We start from the raw sequence: 21,840 nt of genomic DNA on the forward strand, positions 1-21,840 counted from the left end.
ACCGGGTTTTGGCGTGGCAAAAGCTGGGGGGCTGCTTTGCTGAACGTGGATCTGCAATCGCTGGTAGGGCGACTGAATGCACATTGCCGCTCGTCGCTCGAAGGTGCTGTCGGGCTGACGCTGTCCAGAACCCACTACAATGTCGAGATCGAGCACTGGCTGACGAAGCTGGTGGAGGCGACGGACAACGACGTCGCGGCCATCCTGCGCCATTTCGAGATCGACACGGGCCGGCTCGCGGCCGATCTCACCAAGGTGCTCGACCGGTTGAAGACCGGCAACAGCCGCTCGCCGGCCCTCACCCCCAATGTGGTCAAGTGGGTGCGCGAGGCCTGGATCTACGGCTCCTTGCAATATGGCGACAGCTCGATCCGCAGCGGCTATCTCATCGTCAGCCTGCTCGGCGACGACGCCCTCTCCGCACTGGCGCGCGATGCCTCTCCGCTCTTCGCGCGGATCAATGCGGAAACGCTGAAGACCAGTCTTCTGAAGATCGTCTCGGGCAGCAGCGAGGCCGGCCAGTCGGCCGCCGCCAGCGGCAAGACGGCAGCCTCCGGCGAGGCCTCCACCTCGTCCCCGGCCGGCCCGGCCGGCGGTTCGGCGCTCGACCAGTACACGATCAACCTCACGGCGCGGGCGCGCGAAGGCAAGATCGATCCCGTGCTCGGCCGCGATTCCGAGACGCGCCAGATCGTCGACATCCTCACCCGCCGCCGCCAGAACAACCCGATCCTGACCGGTGAGGCCGGCGTCGGCAAGACGGCGGTCGTGGAAGGTTTTGCGCTGAAGATCGCCGCCGGCGAGGTGCCGTCTGCCCTCAAGGATGTCGAACTCCTGTCGCTCGATCTCGGCCTGTTGCAGGCGGGGGCGGGTATGAAGGGCGAGTTCGAGAACCGGCTGAAGAAGGTGATCGAGGAGGTCAAGGCTTCCGCCAAGCCGATCATCATGTTCATCGACGAGGCCCATACGCTGATCGGCGCCGGTGGCGCTGCCGGCCAGAACGATGCGGCAAACCTCCTGAAGCCGGCGCTCGCCCGCGGCGAGATGCGCACCATCGCCGCCACGACCTGGGCGGAGTACAAGAAGTATTTCGAGCGCGATCCCGCGCTGACCCGCCGCTTCCAGGTGGTCAAGGTGGAGGAGCCGGACGACGTTGCGGCCATCGCCATGATGCGCGGTCTCATTCCGACGCTGGAACGCCACCACGGCGTGCGCGTCCTTGCCGAGGCCGTGGAGGATGCCGTCCGGCTGTCGCGCCGCTACATTCCGAGCCGCCAGCTGCCCGACAAGGCGGTGAGCCTGCTCGACACGGCCTGCGGCCGCGTCGCCATCGCCAGCAATGCCGTGCCCGCGGCCGTCGAGGACCGCCGCCGCCGGCTGGACATGATCGACGTCGATCTCGGCGTACTGGCGCGTGAAACGAAGATCGGCGCGGACCATGCCGGGCGCATCGCGGACCTCGAAGAGGAGCGCGTGCGCGTTGCCGAGGAACTGGAAAAGCTGGAAGACCAGTGGAAGCGCGAGCAGGACCTCGTCTCGCGCATCCGCGCGCTGCACGATGCCCTGACCGCTCCGGACGAAGCCGAGCCGGGCGAGAAGACCACCGAGGAGATGAAGGCGGAGCTTTCCGTCCTCACCGGGGAGCTGGAAGCGCTGCAGGGCGAGACGCCGCTGATGCGGGTGACGGTCGATAGCCAGGCGATCGCCGAAGTGGTCGGCAACTGGACCGGCATTCCGGTCGGACGCATGGTCTCCAACGAGATCAAGACGATCCTCGGCCTCAACGACAAGCTGCGCGAGCGCGTCATCGGCCAGTCCCATGCGCTGGAGGCGATTGCCGAAACCATCCGCACGTCGCGCGCAAAGCTGCTCGATCCGAGAAAGCCGATCGGCGTGTTCCTGATGGTCGGCACCTCGGGCGTCGGCAAGACCGAAACGGCGCTGGCGCTTGCCGACCTGCTCTATGGCGGCGAGCAGAACCTCACCGTCATCAACATGTCGGAATTCAAGGAAGAGCATAAGGTTTCCATGCTCGTCGGCTCGCCTCCCGGTTATGTCGGCTACGGCGAAGGCGGCGTGCTGACGGAGGCCGTGCGCCGGCGGCCCTATTCGGTCATCCTCTTCGACGAGATGGAAAAGGCCCATCCCGGCGTGCAGGACGTCTTCTACCAGGTGTTCGACAAGGGCATGCTGCGCGACGGCGAAGGCCGCGACATCGACTTCAAGAACACGGTCATCATCATGACCTCGAACGCCGGCACCGACCTCATCCACAAGCTCTATGCGGACCCCGCCAAGCGGCCGGACCTGACCGAGCTGACGGAGGCGATCCGCCCGGAACTGCTGAAGAGCTTCAAGCCGGCCTTCCTCGGCCGCTGCTCCGTGGTTCCGTATTTTCCGCTCGCCGACGACGTCATCCGCCAGATCGTCACCCTGCAGCTCGGCCGTATCCGCAAGCGTTTCGCGGAAAACTACAACGCGGTCCTGAGCTGGGACGACACGCTCGTCGAGGAGATCGCCAGCCGCTGCACGGAAGTGGAAAGCGGCGCCCGAAACATCGAGTACATTCTTTCGCGTGGGCTCCTGCCGAGGCTGTCGTCCCATGTTCTCGCCGTCATGGCGGAGGGCGGACAGATCGGCGGACTGAAGGCCGTGCTCGATGAAAACGGCCAGTTCGAATTCCACGCGCAACCTTCGGGCGATACGGTCGCGCAGCCGGAACAGCCGACGGAATTCGTGGCAGCGCAATGAAGCCAATGCGGGGCGGGCCGTGATCGTCCCGATCCATCGACGACATCTCCATCAGGATACCAAGGGAGCAAACTATGGCAATCTACCTGAAATACGAAGGCATCGAAGGGGAAGCGACGCACGACACCCACAAGAAGTGGATCGACGTGTCGTCCCTGCAGTTCGGCGTCGGCCGCGGCATTTCCACGCCGGCGGGCGCAAGCACGAACCGCGAGGCCAGCGAGCCGAGCATCAGTGAAGTCGTCGTCACCAAGACGCTCGACGGCGCCTCGCCGAAGCTGTTCACCGAATCGGTGACGGGCACCACCGGCAAGAAGGTGGAAATCCACCTGGTCAGCACGGGCAACCCGGGCAACACCTATGTCGAATACACGCTGACCAACGCGCTCATCTCGGGCTACAGCGTCTCCTCGGGCGGTGACCGTCCGACGGAATCGCTCTCGATCAACTTCACCAAGATCGAATTCAAGTTCGTGCCCTACGACGACAAGAACAAGGGCGGCACCCCGGTCACGGTCAACTACGACCTGTCCACGACCAAGAGCGGCTGACGCCAGCCACAGGCCTTCACGGCGCGGCTTACCGCAAGAGGCGGGGTCGCGCCGCGAGCTTCGACGGAGCGTCCGGCCCTGCCGCCTCCGACCCATGACACAAGACGGCGATGCGTGCCTCGCGCGCATCTTTCGGGCAGCAAGACCCCATGGCGACGACCCTAGTTCAAGAGGACCGCTGGATCACCCTGGAGACACCTCTCGGGAAAGACGTCTTCGTCGCCACGGAAGCGCGCGGCACGGAAGGCATCTCCAGCCTCTTCGAATTCACCGTCAGCGCCCTTTCCACGCGCGCCTCGATCGATCCGAAGGATCTGCTCGGCAAGAGCGTGACCCTCTCCATGGCGCGTCCCGGCGGCAAGCGCCGCTATGTCAACGGCATCGTCACCGCCTTCTCGGCCGGTGCCTTCACGCGCAACGAATACCGGCTCTATACGCTTGTCGTCTCGCCCAGCCTGTGGCTGCTCAAGCGCACCTCCGATCACAAGGTCTTCCAGGAGAAGACCGCAGTCGCCATCATCGAGCAGTTGCTCGGCGACAGCGACGTGCCCTTCGAGAAGAAGCTGAGCGCCAGCTACGAGACCTGTGAATACCGGGTCCAGTTCGGCGAGACGGACTTCGACTTCTTCCAGCGCCTCCTTTCCGAGGAGGGCATCTTCTATTTCTTCAAGCACAAGGACGGCGAGCACAAGCTGGTGCTGGCAGACAACGCGTCCGCCTATGCCGATTGCCTGCAGGACACCGTCGAATACCGCCAGGCGCAGGAAGAGGCGGTCGACAGCATCCACACCTTCGACACGGGCGCGAGCCTCACGGACGCCGAATGGCATATCGAGGACTACGACTTCGAGAAGCCCGCCGACAACATCGAGGGCGAACGCAAGACGAACCAGCAGCCCGCCTCGAGCAAGAAATGGGAGCATTTCCGCTTCCCTGGCACGTCTGTGAAAGCCGATACGCTGAAGCGGTATGCCACCGCCGCCATCGACGCGGCCGAGGCCGGCTTCGAGACGGCGAGCGGTGGCGGCACCTGCGCCAGCTTCACGAGCGGCCATGCCTTCACGCTGAAGGGGCATCCCGTCTCTGCGGAAAACCGCCGCCTCGTCTTGACGGAAGTGCATCACGAGGCCCTTGATCGCGCGCATTTCACCATGCGGCCCGGCACCGAGGTCAAACCCTACTACCGCAACCGTTTCTCCTCCATGCCGGCGACGCGCATCGCGCGCAATCCGCTGCCGACGCCGAAGCCCGTGGTTCAGGGGCCGCAGACCGCCCTTGTCGTCGGCCCGTCCGGCGATGAGATCCACACCGACAAATATGGCCGCATCCGCGTGCAGTTCCATTGGGACCGCTACGGCAAGAAGAACGAGAAGAGCTCCTGCTTCGTGCGCGTGGCGCAGTCGCTCGCCGGCAGCAACTGGGGCTCCGTCTTCGTGCCGCGCATCGGCATGGAGGTGGTGGTGCAGTTTCTCGACGGCGATCCGGACCGGCCGCTGGTGACGGGCGCTGTCTACAATGCCGACAACATGCCGCCCTGGGCGCTGCCCGCCAACATGACGAAGAGCGGGCTTCTGACCCGCAGCAGCAAGTCCGGCCAGACGGCAAATGCCAACGAGCTCTCCTTCGAGGACAAGAAGGGCGAAGAAAAGATCACCTTCCATGCGGAGAAGGATTTCCTGCGGGAAGTCGAGAACGACGACACGCTGGATGTCGGGCACGACCAGAAGCGCACGATCAAGAACGACCGCACCACCGAGATCACCGAGGGCAACGAGACCCTGACGATCAAGAAGGGCAACCGGACGGAAAAGATCGAGACGGGCAACGAGACGCTCGACATCGACAAGGGCAACCGCACCGTCACGCTGTCCACCGGCAATGACGACCTGACGCTCAAGAAGGGTGGCCGTACCGTGGCGCTCACCATGGGCGACGACAGCCTGACGCTGTCCAAGGGCAACCAGACGACGAAGGCCAGCGCCGGCAAGATCACGCTTGAGGCGATGCAGGGCATCACGCTGAAATGCGGCGCCAGCACGGTGGAGATCACGCAGGCCGGCATCACCATCAAGGGCGTCACCCTTTCCATCGAGGGTTCCGCCAAGACGGATGTCAAGGGACCGGTCGTCAACGTCGCGGGCGATGGCATGGCCATCCTCAAGGGCGGCATCGTGAAGATCAACTAGGCCGGCTCCGGTGGGGAGCAGGCGCTCCGCCATCCGGAACCGGCAAGAACGAAGGGCAGACGGTGAAGATCCAGACGGAAGCGTTCCGCAAGGTGACGGCCCAGACGGCGCAGGAGATCTGCAGCCGGGCGGACCTGTCTGCCGAGGCTCGCCCCTTCCTTTTGCCCGACCTGTCACCGCAAGGCTTCCTCGCGCTGCTCGTCGAGGCGGAAAACATTGGGGACGCCGTGCGGTTCGTCGCCTTTGCATTGCCCATCCGCGAGGCGATCTGGTGGGCGCATGTGGTGGCCAGAACCAACATTCCGGTGCCGACCGAGCTGGAAATGCTGTGCCTCGACCGCACGGCGGCCTGGGTCTACGAGCCGAGCGACGCCCGTCGCCGCTCTTGCATGGAATGCGCCGAATCGGCCAAGTTCACGGGAGCGGCGGCCTATGCCGCGCTCTCGGTGTTCTGGTCCGGCGGCAGCCTTGCGCCGGAGGGCATGCCGGATGCGGAGGCCGATCCGCGCCTGGGGCCGATCGGCGCGGGGGCGTCCATCCTCTTGTCGATCACCAATGGCGATGCGGCGACGCTCGTCGATCGCTTCGAGACGGCGATCGTCCGGGCGGTCAGCATTGCCAATGGCGGCAACGGCTGGTTGCCGGGCGAGCGGCCGGTAGGAACGAATGGATCGTGAGCCAGGCTTCACAAAAACGTGTGACGTTTGTGGAACAACAGGCTCGGGGCGAAGCTCCAGAATCGGGAGATTCGCTTCAAGATCAATTAAGTATTTGGGGCTAAGCATTCTCTGCCAGCCCCGCGTGTAGCGGTATCCAATTGAAGTGCGGCGGAAGCGGCATGCGCCGGCTATTCCGCAATCAGCCCGCGAGGGGAGGATCTAGACCCATGGCTCTGCCGCAGGTTATCGATGTCGATGCTCTGCTCCAGCCGATCTCGGAAGAGGCGCCTGCCGGGACCGATCCGCGTTCCGACAGCTCCCCCACCTCGCTCTACTACCGCACCAAGGACGCCCGTAACGCCGCCCGCTCGGCCGAGCGGGCCGCTGTCGAACTCGGCGGCGCACCGCCCGAGGAATGGGATACGGTCGCCGAAACGGCGGCGGAGATTCTCGGCACGCATGGCAAGGATCTCGAAATCGCCGCATGGCTGATCGAAGCCCTGTTGCGGCAGGACGGGTTCATGGGCCTGCGCGATGGCCTGAAGGTGATGACCGGCCTCGTCGCGGGTTTCTGGGAGACGTGTTTTCCCGAGCTTGACGAAGACGGTGTGGAAGGAAAAGTATCCGCCGTCGCCGGCCTCAACGGCTCCGGCGCGGTCGGTACGCTCATCCAGCCGATCCGCCTCGTGTCCATCACCCGCGGTTCGCAGGGCAGCTACTCGCTGTGGAACTACGAGCAGGCGACGGACCTTGCCAAGGTCACCGATTCCAATCGCCGGCAGGAGCGGATCGACAACGGCGCGGTGACCATGGAGCAATTCATGGAGAGCGTGGCCGATACGCCCGCCTCCTTCTTCGCCGAAACCCAGACCGGAATCGCGGAGGCGCTTGCCGCCCTTGCCGAGATGTCGGCGGCCTTCGACGCGGTGGCAGGCGTCGATGCCCCGCCCGTTTCGGCGCTGCGCGAGCTTCTGGAGGAGATCTCCCGCTCGATCGCCCATTTCGCCGCTGACAAGCTGGCAGTTGCAAACTACTCTTCCGGCAGCGAGGACATCGCCGCCGACGGTCCGGCAGACGAGGGCGAGGCCGGCATGCGCGCGGCGGGGGAAACCACCGTCGTCGTGCGGAAGATCGAAGGCTATCAGTCTCGTGAGGAGGCGCTGGCGGAACTGTCCCGCATCGCCGCCTATTTCCGCAAGACGGAGCCCCATTCGCCCATGTCGTACACGCTCGATGACGCCGTCAGGCGTGCGCGCATGAGCCTGCCCGAACTGCTGCTGGAGCTGGTCGAGGACCCGTCCCATCTGCAGCGCATCTTGCTGGCGGCGGGCATCAAGCCGCCGGAGCCGGCCGAACAGGGTTATTGATAACGAGTCGCAGAAAATCCACCGCTTGAAGAGGGGGCCGTCATGGCAGAAAGCGTTCAACAGAAACTGAAGAGAGTGCGTGCACCGCGCGTTCACATCACCTATGACGTGGAGACGGAAGGCGCGCAGGTCCGCAAGGAACTGCCGTTCGTCGTCGGCGTGATCGGCGACTTTTCGGGCAAGCCCTACGAGCCGCAGAAGCCGCTGCGTGACCGCAAGTTCATCCAGATCGACCGCGACAATTTCGACGACGTCATGCAGCGCATGACGCCCGGCGCGGAATTCAAGGTGGAGAACACGCTGGCGGGTGACGATTCCCTGCTGCCGGTCGCGCTGAAGTTCAAGTCGATCGACGATTTCGAGCCCGGCGCCATCGTCGACCAGGTCGAGCCGCTGCGCAAGTTGCTGGCCGTGCGCAACAAGCTGCGCGACCTGATGTCGAAGGTCGATCGCTCGGAAGAGCTGGAAAGCCTCCTGGAAGAAGTCCTGCAGAACACCGACAAGCTGACGGCCCTGGCGGGCGAGCTTGGCGCAGAGAAGGAGTAAGGGCATGAGCGCCGAGACCCAAGCAGCCGGCAGCGCCGCTGTCGCCGAAGAGACCGGCTCCCTGAGCCTTCTCGACCAGGCCATCCAGGTCACCAAGACCGCCGAGCCCGACGAGATCCAGGACCTCCTGCGCACGCTGACCTCCGAAGCCCTTTCCGGCACGGTGACGTTCAGCAAGAACCTGACGCAGACCTTCAACAAGGCGATCGCGGCCATCGACGAGAAGCTTTCCAAGCAGCTCACCGCGATCATGCATAATGATGAGTTCCAGAAGCTGGAAGGCACCTGGCGCGGTCTGAACTATCTCGTCAAGAACTCGGAAACCAGCTCGACGCTGAAGATCCGCATGCTCAACATGACGAAGAAGGAGCTGCACAAGGACCTCACCAAGGCCGTCGAATTCGACCAGAGCCAGATTTTCAAGAAGCTCTATGAAAACGAATTCGGCACGCCCGGCGGCGAACCCTACGGCGCGCTGATCGGCGACTTCGAATTCGGCAGCGGCACGGAAGACCTCGAAGTGCTGCAGGGCATGTCGAATGTCGCCGCTGCGTCCTTCGCGCCCTTCATCTCGGCCGCCAGCCCGAAGATGTTCGGCCTCGAAAGCTTCACCGAGCTTTCCAAACCGCGCGACCTCGAAAAGATCTTCGACAGCTCGGAATACATCAAGTGGCGCAGCTTCCGTGACAGCGACGACAGCCGCTTCGTCACGCTCACCATGCCGCGCGTGCTCGCCCGCGTGCCCTACGGTTCGCAGGGCAAGCAGATCGAGGAGTTCAAGTTCGAGGAAGCCCCGATCGATGCCAACGGCGTCGTCACCAAGATGCAGTCGCAAGACTTCACCTGGATGAATGCATCCTACGCGCTGGGTGAACGCCTGACCTCGGCCTTCGCCAAGTACGGCTGGTGCGTGGCCATCCGCGGTGCGGAAGGCGGCGGCAAGGTGGAGAACCTTCCGACCTTCACCTTCACCAGCGACGACGGCGATGCCGACCAGCAGTGCCCGACGGAAATCGGTATCACCGACCGCCGCGAAGCCGAACTTTCCAAGCTCGGCTTCCTGCCGCTCTGCCACTACAAGAGCACCGACTATGCCGTGTTCTTCGGTGCACAGACGACCCAGCGCCCGAAGAAGTACGACAAGCCGGACGCGACGGCCAATGCCGCCATCTCCGCCCGCCTGCCCTACATCATGGCGACGTCGCGCTTCTCGCACTATCTCAAGGTCATGGGCCGCGACAAGATCGGCTCCTTCCTCGAGGTCAGCGATTGCGAGACCTGGCTCAACAACTGGATCCGTAACTTCGTCAACGGCAATCCGGATGCGAGCGCCGAGATGAAGGCGCAGTATCCGCTGGCCGAAGCCCAGGTCACGGTGAAGGAAATCCCGGGTTCGCCGGGCGCCTACAACGCCGTCGCGTACCTGCGTCCGTGGTTGCAGATGGAAGAGCTGACCGCCTCCATGCGCCTCGTCGCCCGCATTCCGCAGATGGGCTGACGCCCGGATGCACGAAGACGACGCCATCGCTGCGGGACACGCCTCCGGCGGCGATGGTGCGACGGGCGAAGCCGGCCTGCGGCTTCGGATCGTCGACGCTGTCCTGGGCCGCGGCGGGGATGCTCCTGCCGCGGCACTCGACCGGTTCCTCGACTGCGAGGACCCTGCCGAATGCCTCCGTCTCTGGTTCGGCCCGCGCAAGGGCGGCGACCGCTGGCGCGCGGTGCTGACCCGCGATATCGCGGCGATCGATCCGCTCCTCGGCGACCAGATCGACGCCATCATTCACACTCCTGATTTCAAGGCGCTGGAAGCCTCCTGGCGCGGTGTCGATCTCCTGCTTTCGGAAACCGGCAACGACGACAAGGTCCGCGTCAAGCTCTTCAACGCGACCTGGGCGGAGCTGTCGCGGGACTTCGACCGTGCCATCGAGTTCGACCAGAGCACGCTGTTCGCCAAGGTCTACAGCGAAGAATACGGCATGCCGGGCGGCGTGCCCTACGGTCTGCTTCTGTGCGATCATGCGGTGCGCCACCGTGCCCCCGGCGGGCAGGACGATGTCGGCACGCTCACCGGGCTTGCGCAGGTCGCCGCTGCGGCCTTCTCTCCCTGCATCCTTGGTGCCGCGCCGGAGCTCTTCGGCGTCACCACCTTCGCCGACCTTTCCTATGCACAACGTCTCGATGCAGGCTTCCAGCTCGGCGAATACCATCGCTGGCGCCGGCTGCGCGACCTCGAGGACAGCCGTTTCCTCGGCATCGCCATGCCGCGTGTCCTGCTGCGCGACCGATACCGCGACAGCGCCTCCCGCCAGGACGGCTTCCGCTACAGCGAGGGTGGCGCGGGGGTCGATTCCTGGCTCTGGGGCAATGCCGCCTTCGCCTTCGGCGTCATTGCCATCCGCGCCTTCCGTGACTGGGGCTGGTTTGCCGACATGTGCGGCACGCGCGGTCCGGAGGGCGATCTCGGTGGTGTGGTCGACCATCTGCCGGCGGCAAATTTTTCCACCGGCGAGGCCATCGCCTACCGGCGGCCGCTGGAGGTGGAGCTTACCGACAAGAAGCAGAAGATTCTCGAAGGGCTCGGCTTCATCGCGCTTACCCCGCGCAATTTCGATCGGTCCGTCGTCTTCCTCGGCGCGCAATCGCTCTATGCCGCCCCGAATGACGGCGACCTGCCCATGCAGGTCAATGGCCGGCTGTCCTCCATGCTGCACTATGTCATGTGCATGAGCCGCTTCGCCCATTATGTGAAGATCATGGCGCGCGACCGGGTCGGCGCCTATACGACGCCGCAGGACCTCGAACGGTATCTCGAAGACTGGTTGCGCAACTACACGATCGGCAACACCGATGCCGGCCCCGAGCTGAAGGCGCGCTATCCGCTGGCCGGGGCGCGGCTGGAGATGAGCGAGGTGAGCGGGCGCCCGGGCGTCATGAACTGCGTGCTGCATCTCCAGCCGCATTTCCAGTTCGACCAGGTCGTCTCGGGGTTCCGGATGCGCACTGAAGTCCAGGCGATGCGGTCGCGGTAAGGCAAAGGAGAACGCATGGCCCGGCTTCCCAACAAGGCCCCTCCCCGGCTTCCGCTCTTCGACCGGCTGCTGCAGGGCGACAGCATCGAGACCGATCGCAGCGCCGACCGCGCCATGCAGGAACTGCACGAATCGGTCCGGCGCGACCTGGAAATCCTGTTCAACACCCGGCCGGGCCGCCTGCCGGAGGACGCGCGGCTGACGGAGCTGCGCCAGTCGATCCTGACCTACGGCCTGCCGGAAGTGCAAAGCCAGCACCTCGCCTCGCCCGCCCAGCAGGAACAGTTCCGCAAGGGACTGGAGGATGTCATCCGCCGGTTCGAGCCACGCTTCCGCGAGCTTTCCGTCGTGCTGGTCGTGCCGGAAAACCAGGTCGAGCGGGTGCTGCGCTTCCAGATCAACGCGCTTCTGGAAACCGATTCCTCCAGCGAGGCGGTGATCTTCAACACGGCGATCGATCCCGTGACGGGCATGCTCTCGATCAACGGGCGGTAAGGCCGGGCACGGTATGGCAATTCCATCCGCCGCCTTGAAACGCCGCGCGATTGGCGTAACCTGACACCCAGGCGCCGCCCTTCATCCGCATCGCAGCCACGAGGCCCTCTTTGGATTTCTCCCAGGCAAGAATCCTCATCGTCGACGATATCGAGGACAATAGGGACGTGCTGGCGCGCCGGCTGCGGCGGCAGGGTCTCGTCGATGTGCACCAGGCGGCCGACGGCCTCGAGGCGCTCGACAGGATCCGCAGCGAGCCCTTCGATCTCGTGCTGCTCGACGTGATGATGCCGCGCATGAACGGTGTCGATGCGCTGCAGGCCATGCGTGACGAAGGCTGGCTTCAGAAGACGCCCGTCGTGATGATCTCCGCCGCATCGGAGATCGAGACGGTGGTGCGTTGCGTCGAGCTGGGCGCCGAGGACTATCTGCCGAAGCCTTTCAATCCCGCGCTGCTTGCTGCCCGCGTCAGGGCCGTGCTGGAACGCAAGTTCCTGCGCGACATCAACCAGCGCCAGCTCGACCGGCTGGAGCGCGAACTGGCGGAAGCCTGGCTGTGCCAGCAATCCATGCTGCCCACCGAATTTCCCGTCGATCCGGCAAGGCTCGACATCTTTGCGAGCGTCGATCCTGCCCTTGAAATCGGCGGCGATCTCTACGACGTGTTCGAGGTCGCGCCGGGCCTCGTCGCGCTGGCGATTGGCGATGTGGCGGGCAAGGGTGCTTCGGCCGCGCTCTTCATGGCGCGCACGCGCAGTCTCCTGCGGGCGGGGACGCTGCAGTTCCACGCCATAGCCGGCCGGGTGCCGCAGCCTTCCGAGATCGTCGCCCTCGTCAACGACGAGCTTTGCAAGAACAATCCGAATTCCCGCTTCGTTACGCTGTTCTTCGCCCTGCTGGAGGTTGCGACCGGTCGCCTCGCCTATTGCAATGCCGGGCATGTCTATCCCATCCTGACAGGCGCGGCGGCCGTGTCGGAGGTCTCCACGCCGCCCGATCCGGCGCTCGGGGTCATCGAGGCGCTGACCTTTGCCGATCATGAGCTGACCCTTGCTGCGGGCGACTGCCTGTTCCTCACCTCCGATGGTCTTTCGGACATGCAGAACGCGGATCAGGCCCAGTTCGGTACGGAGGCCATCCTTGCCGAGATCGCCGGCAATCGCGGCGCTTCCTCGGCCGATCTTGCCGGTGCCGTTTTGGCGAAGGCGCGTGCCTTTGCCGGCGGCGCGGCACAGTTCGACGACATCACGGTGCTGGTCGTCCGGCGGTGTGCCTGAACGCGAAAAGTGCGGTTGGGCCGTGACTTGCCACTGTCAATTGTGCGGAGTTTGCAGTAGCGTCTGCGTCGGCATTTTAGTGATGGCGTAAGCAAGCGACGCCGCGTAACGTAGTGGGGACAAGGGGTAGAACGGCACGGCGAGCAAGGGCTGCACACGGGCCGGTCTCTGGTTTTTCAAAGGGGGACAGGTCGTGCCGGGTGGTATCAATTTTGGCGCGCTCGACAAGGGCGACGCGGAAGACGTGTGCTGGTGTGTCGTGGAATCGATCGCGGATATGGACGACACCGCATCGAGCATCGTGGCGGTCGTGCATTTCCTGCGCGAGGTCTACGGCGCGGAGGATGCGGATGAGAGGGTCATCCCGAACCCGGCCTTCCTGGCCAACGGACATGACGGCATGTCGCCGAAGACGCGCAAGTATTTCACCGGGCGCACCTTCAAGGGGCTCGGCGGCAGCGCGGTCAGTCTCGCCGGGGGCCTTGCCTCGGGCGTGACGGCGGTCGATGTCGGTAGCATCCTGAAGGAGGGCAGCGCCGTCGGCACCACGGCTGCGCATCTCATCGGCATCAAGGCCGCCGGCAAGGGCTTCAAGAAGAGCGAGACGGTGACGCGCTGGGTCGATGCCATGCTCAAGGCGAAGGTGGCTAAGATCGGCGTGCGCGGCGTCGGTCTTGCCGGTGCCGCCATTCCGATCCCGGCGGTCGGCCTCGCCACCAGCGTGGCCACCACCGTCGCCAAGCTCGGCATCAAGGTGACGCTGAGCAAGCTCGTCGCGCGCACCGCGATGGAGGTTCACTGGCGCGCGTATCAGGAAACCGTTATCGCCGGTGCTTTCGGTGGCCGCGGCGGGCCCGTCGGCCCGGCCTCGGCGATGTTCTACGAGATCTTCACAAAACGCAGCTTCACCCGCATCTTCGGCAAGCACGACACTGCCGCCCTGATCAAGGAGCCCGGCGGCTGGATGGCGCTGAACGACAAGCTGATGCTGATGTAATCGGCGCGCCCTGGGGCGGTCGCGGCAGATCCTGCGCCGGACCGGACCCTTTTTCTGAACGGAAAGGCAAGCTTCTTGCCTTTCCGCGTCTCGGCGCGATTGTCGCCAGCGCCGCCCTTCCGGGCAGGCCGAGCCGGGATCTCCGTTCCTGCGGTGCCGTTGTGCTACCCTTCCAGGGCGTGGAGGTAGGAAGTGGCCTCCTCATCAGGTGCGGCTGCGTGTTGTGGCAACCGTCTCCTTCCGGATAGGATCGCTCCGGTGCGCCGTCGGCGCGCCGGTTGCCGCCTCGCATTCAAGGATAGCGTTCATGTCCCCCCCTTCCCCCCTCATCGATCTTGCCGCCGACACCGCCACGCGCCCCGGCGAAGGCATGCGCCAGGCCATTGCGGCGGCGGTCGTGGGGGATGAGCAGCGGGGCGAGGACCCGACGACGCTGGCGCTGGAGGCACGGGTGGCCGAGCTGCTGGGGCAAGAGAAGGCGCTGTTCCTGCCTTCAGGAACGATGGCGAACCAGATCGCCTTCCTCGTCCATTGCCGGGCGGGGGACGAGATCGTCTGTGCGGAAAACGCCCATGTCTTCGGTTCGGAAGGGGCGGGCGCAGCGGCGCTTTCCGGGGCGCAGTTCCGCCCGATCGAGACGGCGACGGGCCTCTTTTCCGTGGAGGACGTCGCACGCCGGTTGCGGGTGCCGCGCCACCGTTCGCCGCGCAGCCGGGTCATCGCCATCGAGCAGACCACCAATCGCGGCGGCGGGCGCATCTGGCCCGAGGCGACGATCCTTGCCCTGAAGGCACTGGCGCAGGAAAAGGGGCTCGCGCTGCACATGGACGGTGCGCGGCTGCTCAACGCCGCCGTCGCCACCGGCCTTCCGGCGGCCCGCTTCGCCGCGCCGTGCGACAGCGTCTGGATCGATCTTTCCAAGGGTTTGGGATGCCCGGTCGGTGCGGTTCTGGCGGGGCCGGAAGGCTTCATCGAAGAGGCGTTGATCTGGAAGCACCGGCTCGGTGGCGCCATGCGGCAATCCGGCATTCTCGCCGCTGCGGGACTCTATGCGCTCGATCACAATGTCGCGCGCATGGCGGAGGATCACGCCAATGCCCGCCGGCTTGCCACGTTGCTCGGCGTCGTGCCCGGCCTTGGCCTGCAGCCCGAGGGCGATGTCACCAACATCCTGTTTCTCGACCTTTCGGGGACAGGCGTTCCCGCGCGCACCTTGGCCGAGGCACTGTTCGGTGCGGGGATCCGCGTCAATGTCGAGGGCGAGAGCCGCGTCCGCATGGTCACCCATATCGACATTTCCGCCGAGGACGTGGAGGTCGCCGGGCGGGCGATCGTTGCGGCGCTGGCACGGCTGCGGTCGCCTCAGCCGGGCGGCTGAGCCCGGCGCATGAGGCGGAACAGGATCGGCGCGCCGAGGATGACCACCAGGATGCGCGTGAGGTGGTGCACGACGACGAAGCTCAGGTCCGCGCCGGAGACCAGCGCCAGCATCGACATTTCCGCCTGCCCGCCGGGAATGAAGGCAAGGAAGCCTTCGACGGGCGGGGCAAGGCCGGTCAGCGTCACGAGTTCCGTCACCGCGCCGGCGAGCGCGGCGAGGATCAGCACGAAGGCAGCCCCGCCGGTGACGGTGTTGCGCAGTTCGCGCAGCGTCACGCCGACATAGCTGACGCCGATGCCCATGCCGATGAGGAATTGTGCGGCCAGAAGCGCCTCGCGCGGCGGACGCAGATGCAGGATGCCGGCGAGCGACAGGACGGCGGAGACGAGGAGCGGCCCGAGGATCGCCGCGCCGAAAAGGCCGATCCGCTCGCCGCCCTTCCAGCCGACGAGAGCGGCGACCGCCATGATCAGCATTTCCGGAACCGGCAGGTCGGAGGCCGGCGGGCCGACCGGATGCGTGAGGCCGACGCCGTAGATGTTGACGAGGATGATGGGCGCAACGACCATGATGACCATCAGCCGCGTGACGTGGACCAGCGACAATTGCCGGACATTCGCCCCGGCCTCCTGTCCGAAGATCGTCATGTCCGCCGCCCCGCCGGGCATGGCGGCATAAAAGGCCGTTACCGGAACGAAGCCGCAGACGCGCCGGAAGAAGGGCACGCCGATCAGCCCGATCACGACGATATAGACCGGCACCAGTGCCAGGGAGGCGACCATCGAGGGCAGTTCGGCGATCAGCGCCGGGGTGACGGAGGTTCCGATGGCAATGCCGAGCACGGAGCGCGCGGCAATCGACACCTGCCCCAGCCCTGCCAGCGGCGCGCCGAACAGCGCCGCCACCAGCGAGGCGGCCATCGGCCCGAACAGGAACGGCAGGGGCAGATGCAGGGCGAGGAAGACTGCAACGCCAGCTGCCGCGATCAGCACGGTCATCCCGCGCCGGAAAAGGAGGGTGCGCGCCATGCCCCGCCCGTCAGAGAGCCACGGCCGCCGAATGGGTGACGACCGGCGGCGCTGCGAAATAGGGCGAAGCGAGTCCCCGCCATCTCTGGAAACCGTCGGAAGCGCGGAACGTGACCATATGGTCCTCGATGCTGCGCCATGTCACGAGCAGCCGGTAGGTCTCCGGCGTCTCGACGACGCGGTGTAAGGCGAGATCGAGACAACCTTCGGCAGCGAGAAAAAAGGGCCGCGCCGCCGCAACGGCGGCCTCGAAGCCGGCGGGATCGGTGACCCTGATCTCCGCCACCTCAACGACGGGGGACATGGGGTTCTCCTTCATTTCGCTGCATGGCCGTGTTCGGCATCGATCGACCGGCTCTCGCCGGATGCGACCATGGTGCGGGTGGCATCGACCGTGGCGTAGGTCCAGAAGATGCGCATCGGCTTGTCCGACGCGTTGATGAAGCGGTGCGGCACGTTGGCGGGAATCCAGGTCGTGTCGTTGGTGGAAAGATGGTGCTGCACGCCATCGATCTCGGCGATCGCCTCACCCTCGATCACCATGACGCTTTCCTCGCAATTGTGGAAATGCAGGCCGATGGCGGCGCCGGGATCGAAGGCCGTGATGCCGTTGATCATGCTGGTGGAGCCGCAGCGCCGGGTGACGAGCGGCGTGGTGCGCGCGCCGCCGCCGCGGTCGTTGGTCTTCAGCTCGTGCGGGCGCAGGATAGCGGGTTCGGACATTGGGGACCTCACTTGGAAGGACCGATCCAGACGGTCTTGATGTTGACGAATTCGCGGATGCCATAGACGCCGAGTTCACGCCCGTAGCCGGAGCGCTTGATGCCGCCGAAGGGGTAGCGCGGGTCGGAGGCGGTCATGCCGTTGACGAAGACGGCGCCGGCATCGATGCGGGCGGCGAGTTCTCGTCCGCGGGCAGCATCGCCCGCCCAGAGTGCAGCGCCGAGGCCGTATTCGCTGTCATTGGCCATGGCGACGGCCTCGTCCGCGTCCTTCGCGCGGATGATGGCGGCAACCGGGCCAAACGTTTCCTCGCGGAAGGCCGTCATGCCTGGCCTGACGTGGTCGAGCACGGTCGGTGGATAGTAGAAGCCATCGCCTTCGAGTGGCTCGCCGCCGAGTTTCAGCACGGCCCCCTCGGCAAGCGAGCGCTTGACCTGATCGTGCAGACCGGTGCGCAGGTTTTCGCGCGCCATCGGGCCGATTTTCGTGTCGTGCTCCATCGGATCGCCGATCTTCAACGCGGCGGCCTTTTCGACGAAGAGCGCGGTGAAGCGATCAGCGACGGCCTCCTCCACGATGAAGCGCTTCGCGTTGACGCAGGACTGGCCGACATTGATGTAACGCGCCTTGACGGCGGTCTCGGCGGCGGCCTCCAGATCGGCATCGGCGAGCACGATGAACGGGTCGGAGCCGCCGAGTTCCAGCACCTGCTTCTTCAGCGCCTTGCCGGCCTGCGAAGCGACGATGGCGCCGACCTCGGTCGAGCCCGTCAGCGTCACGGCCGCGATGCGCGGGTCGGCAATGAGGCCGGCGACCTTGGCCGTATCGACGAGCAACGTCGCCGTCAGCCCGGCCGGGGTGCCGGCGGCGTCCATCACCTCCTGCACGGCAAGCGCGCATTCCGGCACGTTGTTGGCGTGCTTGAGGATCGCGCCGTTGCCGGCGGCAAGCGCCGGGGCGACGAAGCGGAAATACTGCCAGAACGGATAGTTCCACGGCATGATCGCCAGCACCACGCCGAGCGGTTCGAAGGCGACGACGCTCTCGCTGGCATTGGAGGCAACGGGCTCGTCGGCGAGATAGACCGGCGCATGCTCGGCGTAGAAATCGCAGTTGTAGGCGCATTTCTCGATCTCGGCCTCGGCCTCGGCGATGGGCTTGCCCATTTCGCGCACGATCATCTCGGCGTACCGCGCCTTGCCGGCGCGCAGCGCCGCGGCCATGCGGGTGAGCAGCGCCACGCGCTCGCCGACCGGGACGCGCCGCCAGGCGCGCTGTGCGCGGGCTGCTGCCTCCAGCGCAGCGTCCACGGCGGCATCGTCCTGCAGGTCGAAGCTGCGGATGGGCTTTCCGGTGGCGGGATTGACGGAGGTGATCGCGGTCATGGGGAAACCTTTTCGGAAAGGAGCCGCTTCCAGCCGGGAAGGAAGGACGTGCTGGCGGATGTCGCGGCGGAGGGGATATATTCGAAGCCGATTGCACCGGCGTAACCGGCTGCCGTGAGGGCGGCGAGCATGGGCTCGAAGGCGAGCGTGCCGGTTCCCGGCTCGTGGCGGCCGGGGTGGTCGGCGATATGGACATGGCCGATGCGGTCGGCATTCCGCGTGATCCAGAGGCGCGGGTCCTCACCGAGAACGGTGGCATGGTAGGTGTCGAACAGCAGGGCGAAACGGCCGTGGAACTGGTCCTGCAACTCTGCCGCAAGGGCAAGGCTGCCCATATGGTAGCCGGGAATGGTGATCGCCTCGACGAGCACCCGCACGCCGCTGCCCTCCACCTGGTTCAGCGCCCAGGAGAGGTTGAGCCTGTAGGTCTCGGCTGCATCCAGAACGCCGCCCTTCGGCACTCCCGCCATGGGATGGACGAAGGGGCAGCCGATCTCCAGCGCATAGGCAAGCGCCCGGTCGAAGCCGGCGCGGAACGCAGCCTCGCGGCCGGCAAGGGCGGCAAGGCCCTTTTCGCCCGCGGCTGCATCGCCCATGCCCGACGTGACCTGTGAGAAGGTGAGGTCGAGATCGGCAAGGCGGGCGCGCATCTCCTTCGCCGGCACGGCAAAGGGCTCGGGATGCTCGACGGCGGTGAAGCCGTCGCGTGCCGCCGCCGCCGGCCGTTCGGCAAGCGGCAGGTCGCCATAGAGGTAGCCGATGTGGGCGGAGAGGCGGTTCATCAGGCTGCCTCGAAAGGGGCCGCGCTGCCTTCCGGGAAGGCGACGCCGGGGCCTTCACCCTCGGCGATGAGATCCGCGACGACATTGCCGGTGACGGGGATGCCGGTGCGGCGGCGTTCGTCCTCGCGGCGCTGCTCGGGCTCGCCCGGCATCATGATCTCGTCGACGCCGGCCGCGCGCGGCAGCACCTTGATGCGCTCGTAGAACTCGTCCATGCGCGCGCCAAAATCATCGAGCGACAGGAAGAGGTCCGGCTTGATGGCGAAGAACAGGTGGCCGACATTCTGCGGCTCGGAATGGTCGAAATAGAGGCTCTTCACGTCGCCGCCGAAATTCGCGCCGGTGAGGACACCGGACATCAGGTCCATCAGTGTCGCAAGCACCGAACCCTTGACGCCGCCGAAGGGCAGGCAGACGCCCTCGAAGGCCTTGGCGGCGTCCGTGGTGGGGTTGCCGTCGACATCGAGCGCCAGGCCCTCGGCGATGGGGTCGCCCTTCATGGCAGCGAGCCGGATTTTTCCGCGCGCGATGACCGTCATCGCCATGTCCATGACATAGGGCGGGTGCTTGCCGCCCGGAATGCCGGCGGCGATGGGGCTTGCGCCGAGGAAGGTGGTGCGCCCGCCCCACATCGGAATGGCGGGCGAGGAATTGGTGAAGATCATCGAGATGAAACCGCGCTCGATGGCGCGCAGCGCATAACACGCTCCCATGCCGAAATGCGTCGAGCGGTTCACGCCGGCAAGGCCGATGCCCATCTCGCCGGCAATGTCGCAGGCGGCGTTCATGGCGATGTTGGAGGCGACGAAGCCCATGCCGTTGTCGCCGTCGACCGCGGCGACGGCGCCGGCCACCTTCGTCACCTTCACGTCGGGGCGCGGATTGACGAGGCCGCGCTTCAGCCGCTCCAGATACATCGGGATGCGGCTGACGCCATGGCTGTCGACGCCGCGCAGGTTCGCCTTGACGAGGTCGCCCGCGATCAGCGCCGCATCGGCCTTGCTCATGCCGACGGAGAGGAACATCTCGGTGGCGTAGCGGGTCAGGTCTTCGGCTCGGAAGTAAAGCGTTTCAGCCATGGTGGGCTCCCTGAGGGTTGCGTTTTCCCATCCGGCCGCAGGGGTGCGGCCGGTCGGGCATTGGCATCGGTGGTGGGCGGCGTCAGGCGCCGGCGGTTTTGTCGGGCATGTCGATCTTGCGGGTGCGCCGCCAGTGCAGCATTGCCGGCACGATGAGGATCAGGGCGGAGATGGCGACGAGCACGGCCGAGAGCGGGGTGGAGACGAAGACCATCGGATCCCCCTGCCCCACGGCGAGCGCCCGGCGCATCTGCACCTCCGCCATCGGCCCCAGAATGAGACCGATCAGCACCGGCGCGATCGGGAAGTCATAGACACGCATCGTGTAGCCGAGCAGGCCGACGCCGAACATCATGGCAAGGTCCACCCAGGAGTTGGATACGCCCCAGATGCCGACCAGCGAGAAGATGAGGATGCCGGCATAGAGATAGGGACGCGGGATGAAGAGCAGCCGTACCCAGAGCCCCGCCAGCGGCAGGTTGAGGATCAGCAGCATCAGGTTGCCGACATAGAGCGAAGCGATGAGGCCCCAGACGAGATCGGCGGAGTTGATAAACAGCATCGGCCCCGGCTGCAGCCCGTAGTTCTGGAAGGCGGCGAGCAGGATCGCCGCGGTGGCCGACGTCGGCAGCCCGAGCGTCAGGAGCGGCACCAGCACGCCCGCAGCGGCGGCGTTGTTCGCAGCCTCCGGACCCGCCACGCCCTCGATGGCGCCGTTGCCGAACTCTTCCGGATGCTTGGTCAGCTTGCGCTCGACCGTATACGAGAGGAAGGTCGGGATTTCTGCGCCGCCGGCCGGCAGCGCGCCGATGGGAAAGCCGAAGAAAGTGCCGCGCAGCCACGGCTTCCAGGAGCGCTTCCAGTCTTCCTTCGTCATCCAGATGCCGCCGGCGAGCGGATTGAGGTTGGGCTTCTGCAGGCCGAAGCGGCTGGCGACATAGAGCGTCTCGCCGATGGCGAAGAGCGAGACGAGCACGACCGTCATCTCGACGCCGTCCATGAGGTCGGGCACGCCGAAGGTCAGCCTCTGCAGGCCGGTCTGCTTGTCGATGCCGACGACGCCGAGCGACAGGCCGAGCAGGAGCGCGATGAAGCCGCGCACCTTGGACGTTCCCATCACGACCGAGACGGAGAGGAACGCGAGCAGCATCAGGGCGAAATAGTCCTGCGGCTTGAAGATGAAGGCGAGCTCGGCGATGGGCGGCGCCAGGAAGGTGATGCCCAGCGTGCCGATGGTGCCGGCGACGAAGGAGCCGATCGCGGCCGTGCAGAGCGCCGCCGCGCCGCGACCCTGGCGGGCCATCTTGTTGCCCTCGAGCGCGGTCATCATCGCGCCGCTCTCGCCGGGCGTGTTGAGCAGGATCGAGGTGGTGGAGCCGCCATACATGGCGCCGTAGAAGATGCCGGCGAACATGATGAAGGCCGCGGTCGGTTCGATATAGACGGTGACGGGCAACAGCAGCGCGATGGTCAGCGCCGGGCCGATGCCGGGCAGGACACCGATGGCGGTGCCCATGAAGGTGCCGACGAAGGCCCACATCAGGTTCTGTGGCTGAAGGGCGACGGAAAAACCGTTCATCAAGCCGGTGATCGCATCCATC

General features: G+C 65.8%; 19 protein-coding genes. 12 read left to right on the forward strand and 7 right to left on the reverse strand.

The features are described from left to right. The first annotated feature begins 45 nt into the window (after positions 1-45). The 12 genes from tssH (at position 46) to K0P03_RS30270 (ending at position 15,239) form a co-directional block, all read left to right on the forward strand. Positions 46-2,751 (forward strand): type VI secretion system ATPase TssH, encoded by a 2,706-nt coding sequence (gene tssH, locus K0P03_RS30215; protein ID WP_272791562.1) that lies wholly within the window; start codon positions 46-48, stop codon positions 2,749-2,751. Positions 2,752-2,825: 74 nt separating this feature from the next. Beyond that, positions 2,826-3,302 carry an Hcp family type VI secretion system effector gene (locus tag K0P03_RS30220; RefSeq protein ID WP_023515568.1) on the forward strand — a complete coding sequence of 159 codons (477 nt, stop codon included), beginning with the start codon at positions 2,826-2,828 and terminating at the stop codon, positions 3,300-3,302. 149 nt (positions 3,303-3,451) lie between these two features. After that, complete coding sequence (locus K0P03_RS30225) at positions 3,452-5,488, forward strand: type VI secretion system Vgr family protein (RefSeq protein ID WP_272791535.1); 2,037 nt, start codon at positions 3,452-3,454, stop codon at positions 5,486-5,488. A gap of 62 nt (positions 5,489-5,550) precedes the next feature. Beyond that, on the forward strand, positions 5,551-6,165 hold the full coding sequence (locus K0P03_RS30230; RefSeq protein ID WP_023515570.1) for a DUF6931 family protein: 615 nt from the start codon (positions 5,551-5,553) through the stop codon (positions 6,163-6,165). A 209-nt stretch (positions 6,166-6,374) separates the two neighbouring features. Then, positions 6,375-7,514, forward strand: a complete 1,140-nt coding sequence (tssA, locus tag K0P03_RS30235) for a type VI secretion system protein TssA (protein ID WP_023515571.1) — start codon at positions 6,375-6,377, stop codon at positions 7,512-7,514. Between the two features lie 42 nt (positions 7,515-7,556). Next, on the forward strand, positions 7,557-8,060 hold the full coding sequence (gene tssB / locus K0P03_RS30240) for a type VI secretion system contractile sheath small subunit (RefSeq protein ID WP_023515572.1): 504 nt from the start codon (positions 7,557-7,559) through the stop codon (positions 8,058-8,060). Positions 8,061-8,064: 4 nt separating this feature from the next. Further along, positions 8,065-9,558, forward strand: coding sequence for a type VI secretion system contractile sheath large subunit (tssC, locus tag K0P03_RS30245; protein ID WP_272791536.1), 1,494 nt, complete (start codon positions 8,065-8,067; stop codon positions 9,556-9,558). A 7-nt stretch (positions 9,559-9,565) separates the two neighbouring features. Beyond that, positions 9,566-11,092, forward strand: coding sequence for a type VI secretion system contractile sheath large subunit (gene tssC / locus K0P03_RS30250; RefSeq protein ID WP_272791537.1), 1,527 nt, complete (start codon positions 9,566-9,568; stop codon positions 11,090-11,092). A gap of 15 nt (positions 11,093-11,107) precedes the next feature. Then, positions 11,108-11,587: a type VI secretion system baseplate subunit TssE gene (tssE, locus tag K0P03_RS30255; RefSeq protein ID WP_023515575.1), complete on the forward strand. Its 480-nt coding sequence runs from the start codon at positions 11,108-11,110 to the stop codon at positions 11,585-11,587. A 110-nt stretch (positions 11,588-11,697) separates the two neighbouring features. Beyond that, positions 11,698-12,864, forward strand: coding sequence for a PP2C family protein-serine/threonine phosphatase (locus tag K0P03_RS30260; RefSeq protein ID WP_050744294.1), 1,167 nt, complete (start codon positions 11,698-11,700; stop codon positions 12,862-12,864). Positions 12,865-13,057: 193 nt separating this feature from the next. After that, positions 13,058-13,861 carry a hypothetical protein gene (locus K0P03_RS30265; protein WP_050744293.1) on the forward strand — a complete coding sequence of 268 codons (804 nt, stop codon included), beginning with the start codon at positions 13,058-13,060 and terminating at the stop codon, positions 13,859-13,861. Positions 13,862-14,168: 307 nt separating this feature from the next. Next, positions 14,169-15,239, forward strand: coding sequence for a threonine aldolase family protein (locus K0P03_RS30270; protein WP_272791538.1), 1,071 nt, complete (start codon positions 14,169-14,171; stop codon positions 15,237-15,239). Here the strand turns inward: K0P03_RS30270 and K0P03_RS30275 are convergent. The 7 genes from K0P03_RS30275 to K0P03_RS30305 all read right to left on the reverse strand — a co-directional run bounded on the left by K0P03_RS30275 (position 15,224) and on the right by K0P03_RS30305 (position 21,839). Further along, positions 15,224-16,270, reverse strand: a complete 1,047-nt coding sequence (locus tag K0P03_RS30275; RefSeq protein ID WP_272791539.1) for an AbrB family transcriptional regulator — start codon at positions 16,268-16,270, stop codon at positions 15,224-15,226. The two genes, K0P03_RS30270 and K0P03_RS30275, sit on opposite strands and share 16 nt — an antisense overlap. Positions 16,271-16,280: 10 nt before the next feature. Further along, entirely contained in the window at positions 16,281-16,574 is a 294-nt protein-coding gene (locus tag K0P03_RS30280) for an antibiotic biosynthesis monooxygenase family protein (RefSeq protein ID WP_272791540.1), read from the reverse strand. Between the two features lie 11 nt (positions 16,575-16,585). Beyond that, a complete protein-coding gene (locus tag K0P03_RS30285) occupies positions 16,586-16,993 on the reverse strand; it encodes a cupin domain-containing protein (protein ID WP_272791541.1) in 408 nt (135 codons plus the stop codon). A gap of 8 nt (positions 16,994-17,001) precedes the next feature. Continuing rightward, a complete protein-coding gene (locus K0P03_RS30290; protein ID WP_272791542.1) occupies positions 17,002-18,378 on the reverse strand; it encodes an NAD-dependent succinate-semialdehyde dehydrogenase in 1,377 nt (458 codons plus the stop codon). Then, positions 18,375-19,160 carry a hydroxypyruvate isomerase family protein gene (locus K0P03_RS30295; protein WP_272791543.1) on the reverse strand — a complete coding sequence of 262 codons (786 nt, stop codon included), beginning with the start codon at positions 19,158-19,160 and terminating at the stop codon, positions 18,375-18,377. The genes K0P03_RS30290 and K0P03_RS30295 overlap by 4 nt, the downstream gene beginning before the upstream one ends. After that, positions 19,160-20,239, reverse strand: a complete 1,080-nt coding sequence (locus tag K0P03_RS30300) for an Ldh family oxidoreductase (RefSeq protein WP_272791544.1) — start codon at positions 20,237-20,239, stop codon at positions 19,160-19,162. Before K0P03_RS30300 ends, K0P03_RS30295 begins: the two co-directional genes overlap by 1 nt. A gap of 82 nt (positions 20,240-20,321) precedes the next feature. After that, entirely contained in the window at positions 20,322-21,839 is a 1,518-nt protein-coding gene (locus K0P03_RS30305) for a tripartite tricarboxylate transporter permease (RefSeq protein WP_272791545.1), read from the reverse strand. Between the last annotated feature and the right edge of the window lies 1 nt (position 21,840).

The organism is Shinella sp. HY16 (assembly GCF_028534175.1).
In the GTDB taxonomy this organism is placed as follows: domain Bacteria; phylum Pseudomonadota; class Alphaproteobacteria; order Rhizobiales; family Rhizobiaceae; genus Shinella.

Coding starts and splice junctions, on each gene's coding strand:
- K0P03_RS30305 (WP_272791545.1), bottom strand. CDS start 21,839: ATGGATGCGATCACCGGCTTGATGAACGGTTTTTCCGTCGCCCTTCAG.
- tssB (WP_023515572.1), top strand. CDS start 7,557: ATGGCAGAAAGCGTTCAACAGAAACTGAAGAGAGTGCGTGCACCGCGC.
- K0P03_RS30300 (WP_272791544.1), bottom strand. CDS start 20,239: ATGGCTGAAACGCTTTACTTCCGAGCCGAAGACCTGACCCGCTACGCC.
- K0P03_RS30275 (WP_272791539.1), bottom strand. CDS start 16,270: ATGGCGCGCACCCTCCTTTTCCGGCGCGGGATGACCGTGCTGATCGCG.
- K0P03_RS30280 (WP_272791540.1), bottom strand. CDS start 16,574: ATGTCCCCCGTCGTTGAGGTGGCGGAGATCAGGGTCACCGATCCCGCC.
- K0P03_RS30270 (WP_272791538.1), top strand. CDS start 14,169: ATGTCCCCCCCTTCCCCCCTCATCGATCTTGCCGCCGACACCGCCACG.
- tssA (WP_023515571.1), top strand. CDS start 6,375: ATGGCTCTGCCGCAGGTTATCGATGTCGATGCTCTGCTCCAGCCGATC.
- K0P03_RS30225 (WP_272791535.1), top strand. CDS start 3,452: ATGGCGACGACCCTAGTTCAAGAGGACCGCTGGATCACCCTGGAGACA.
- K0P03_RS30290 (WP_272791542.1), bottom strand. CDS start 18,378: ATGACCGCGATCACCTCCGTCAATCCCGCCACCGGAAAGCCCATCCGC.
- tssC (WP_272791536.1), top strand. CDS start 8,065: ATGAGCGCCGAGACCCAAGCAGCCGGCAGCGCCGCTGTCGCCGAAGAG.
- tssC (WP_272791537.1), top strand. CDS start 9,566: ATGCACGAAGACGACGCCATCGCTGCGGGACACGCCTCCGGCGGCGAT.
- K0P03_RS30295 (WP_272791543.1), bottom strand. CDS start 19,160: ATGAACCGCCTCTCCGCCCACATCGGCTACCTCTATGGCGACCTGCCG.
- tssE (WP_023515575.1), top strand. CDS start 11,108: ATGGCCCGGCTTCCCAACAAGGCCCCTCCCCGGCTTCCGCTCTTCGAC.
- K0P03_RS30285 (WP_272791541.1), bottom strand. CDS start 16,993: ATGTCCGAACCCGCTATCCTGCGCCCGCACGAGCTGAAGACCAACGAC.
- K0P03_RS30220 (WP_023515568.1), top strand. CDS start 2,826: ATGGCAATCTACCTGAAATACGAAGGCATCGAAGGGGAAGCGACGCAC.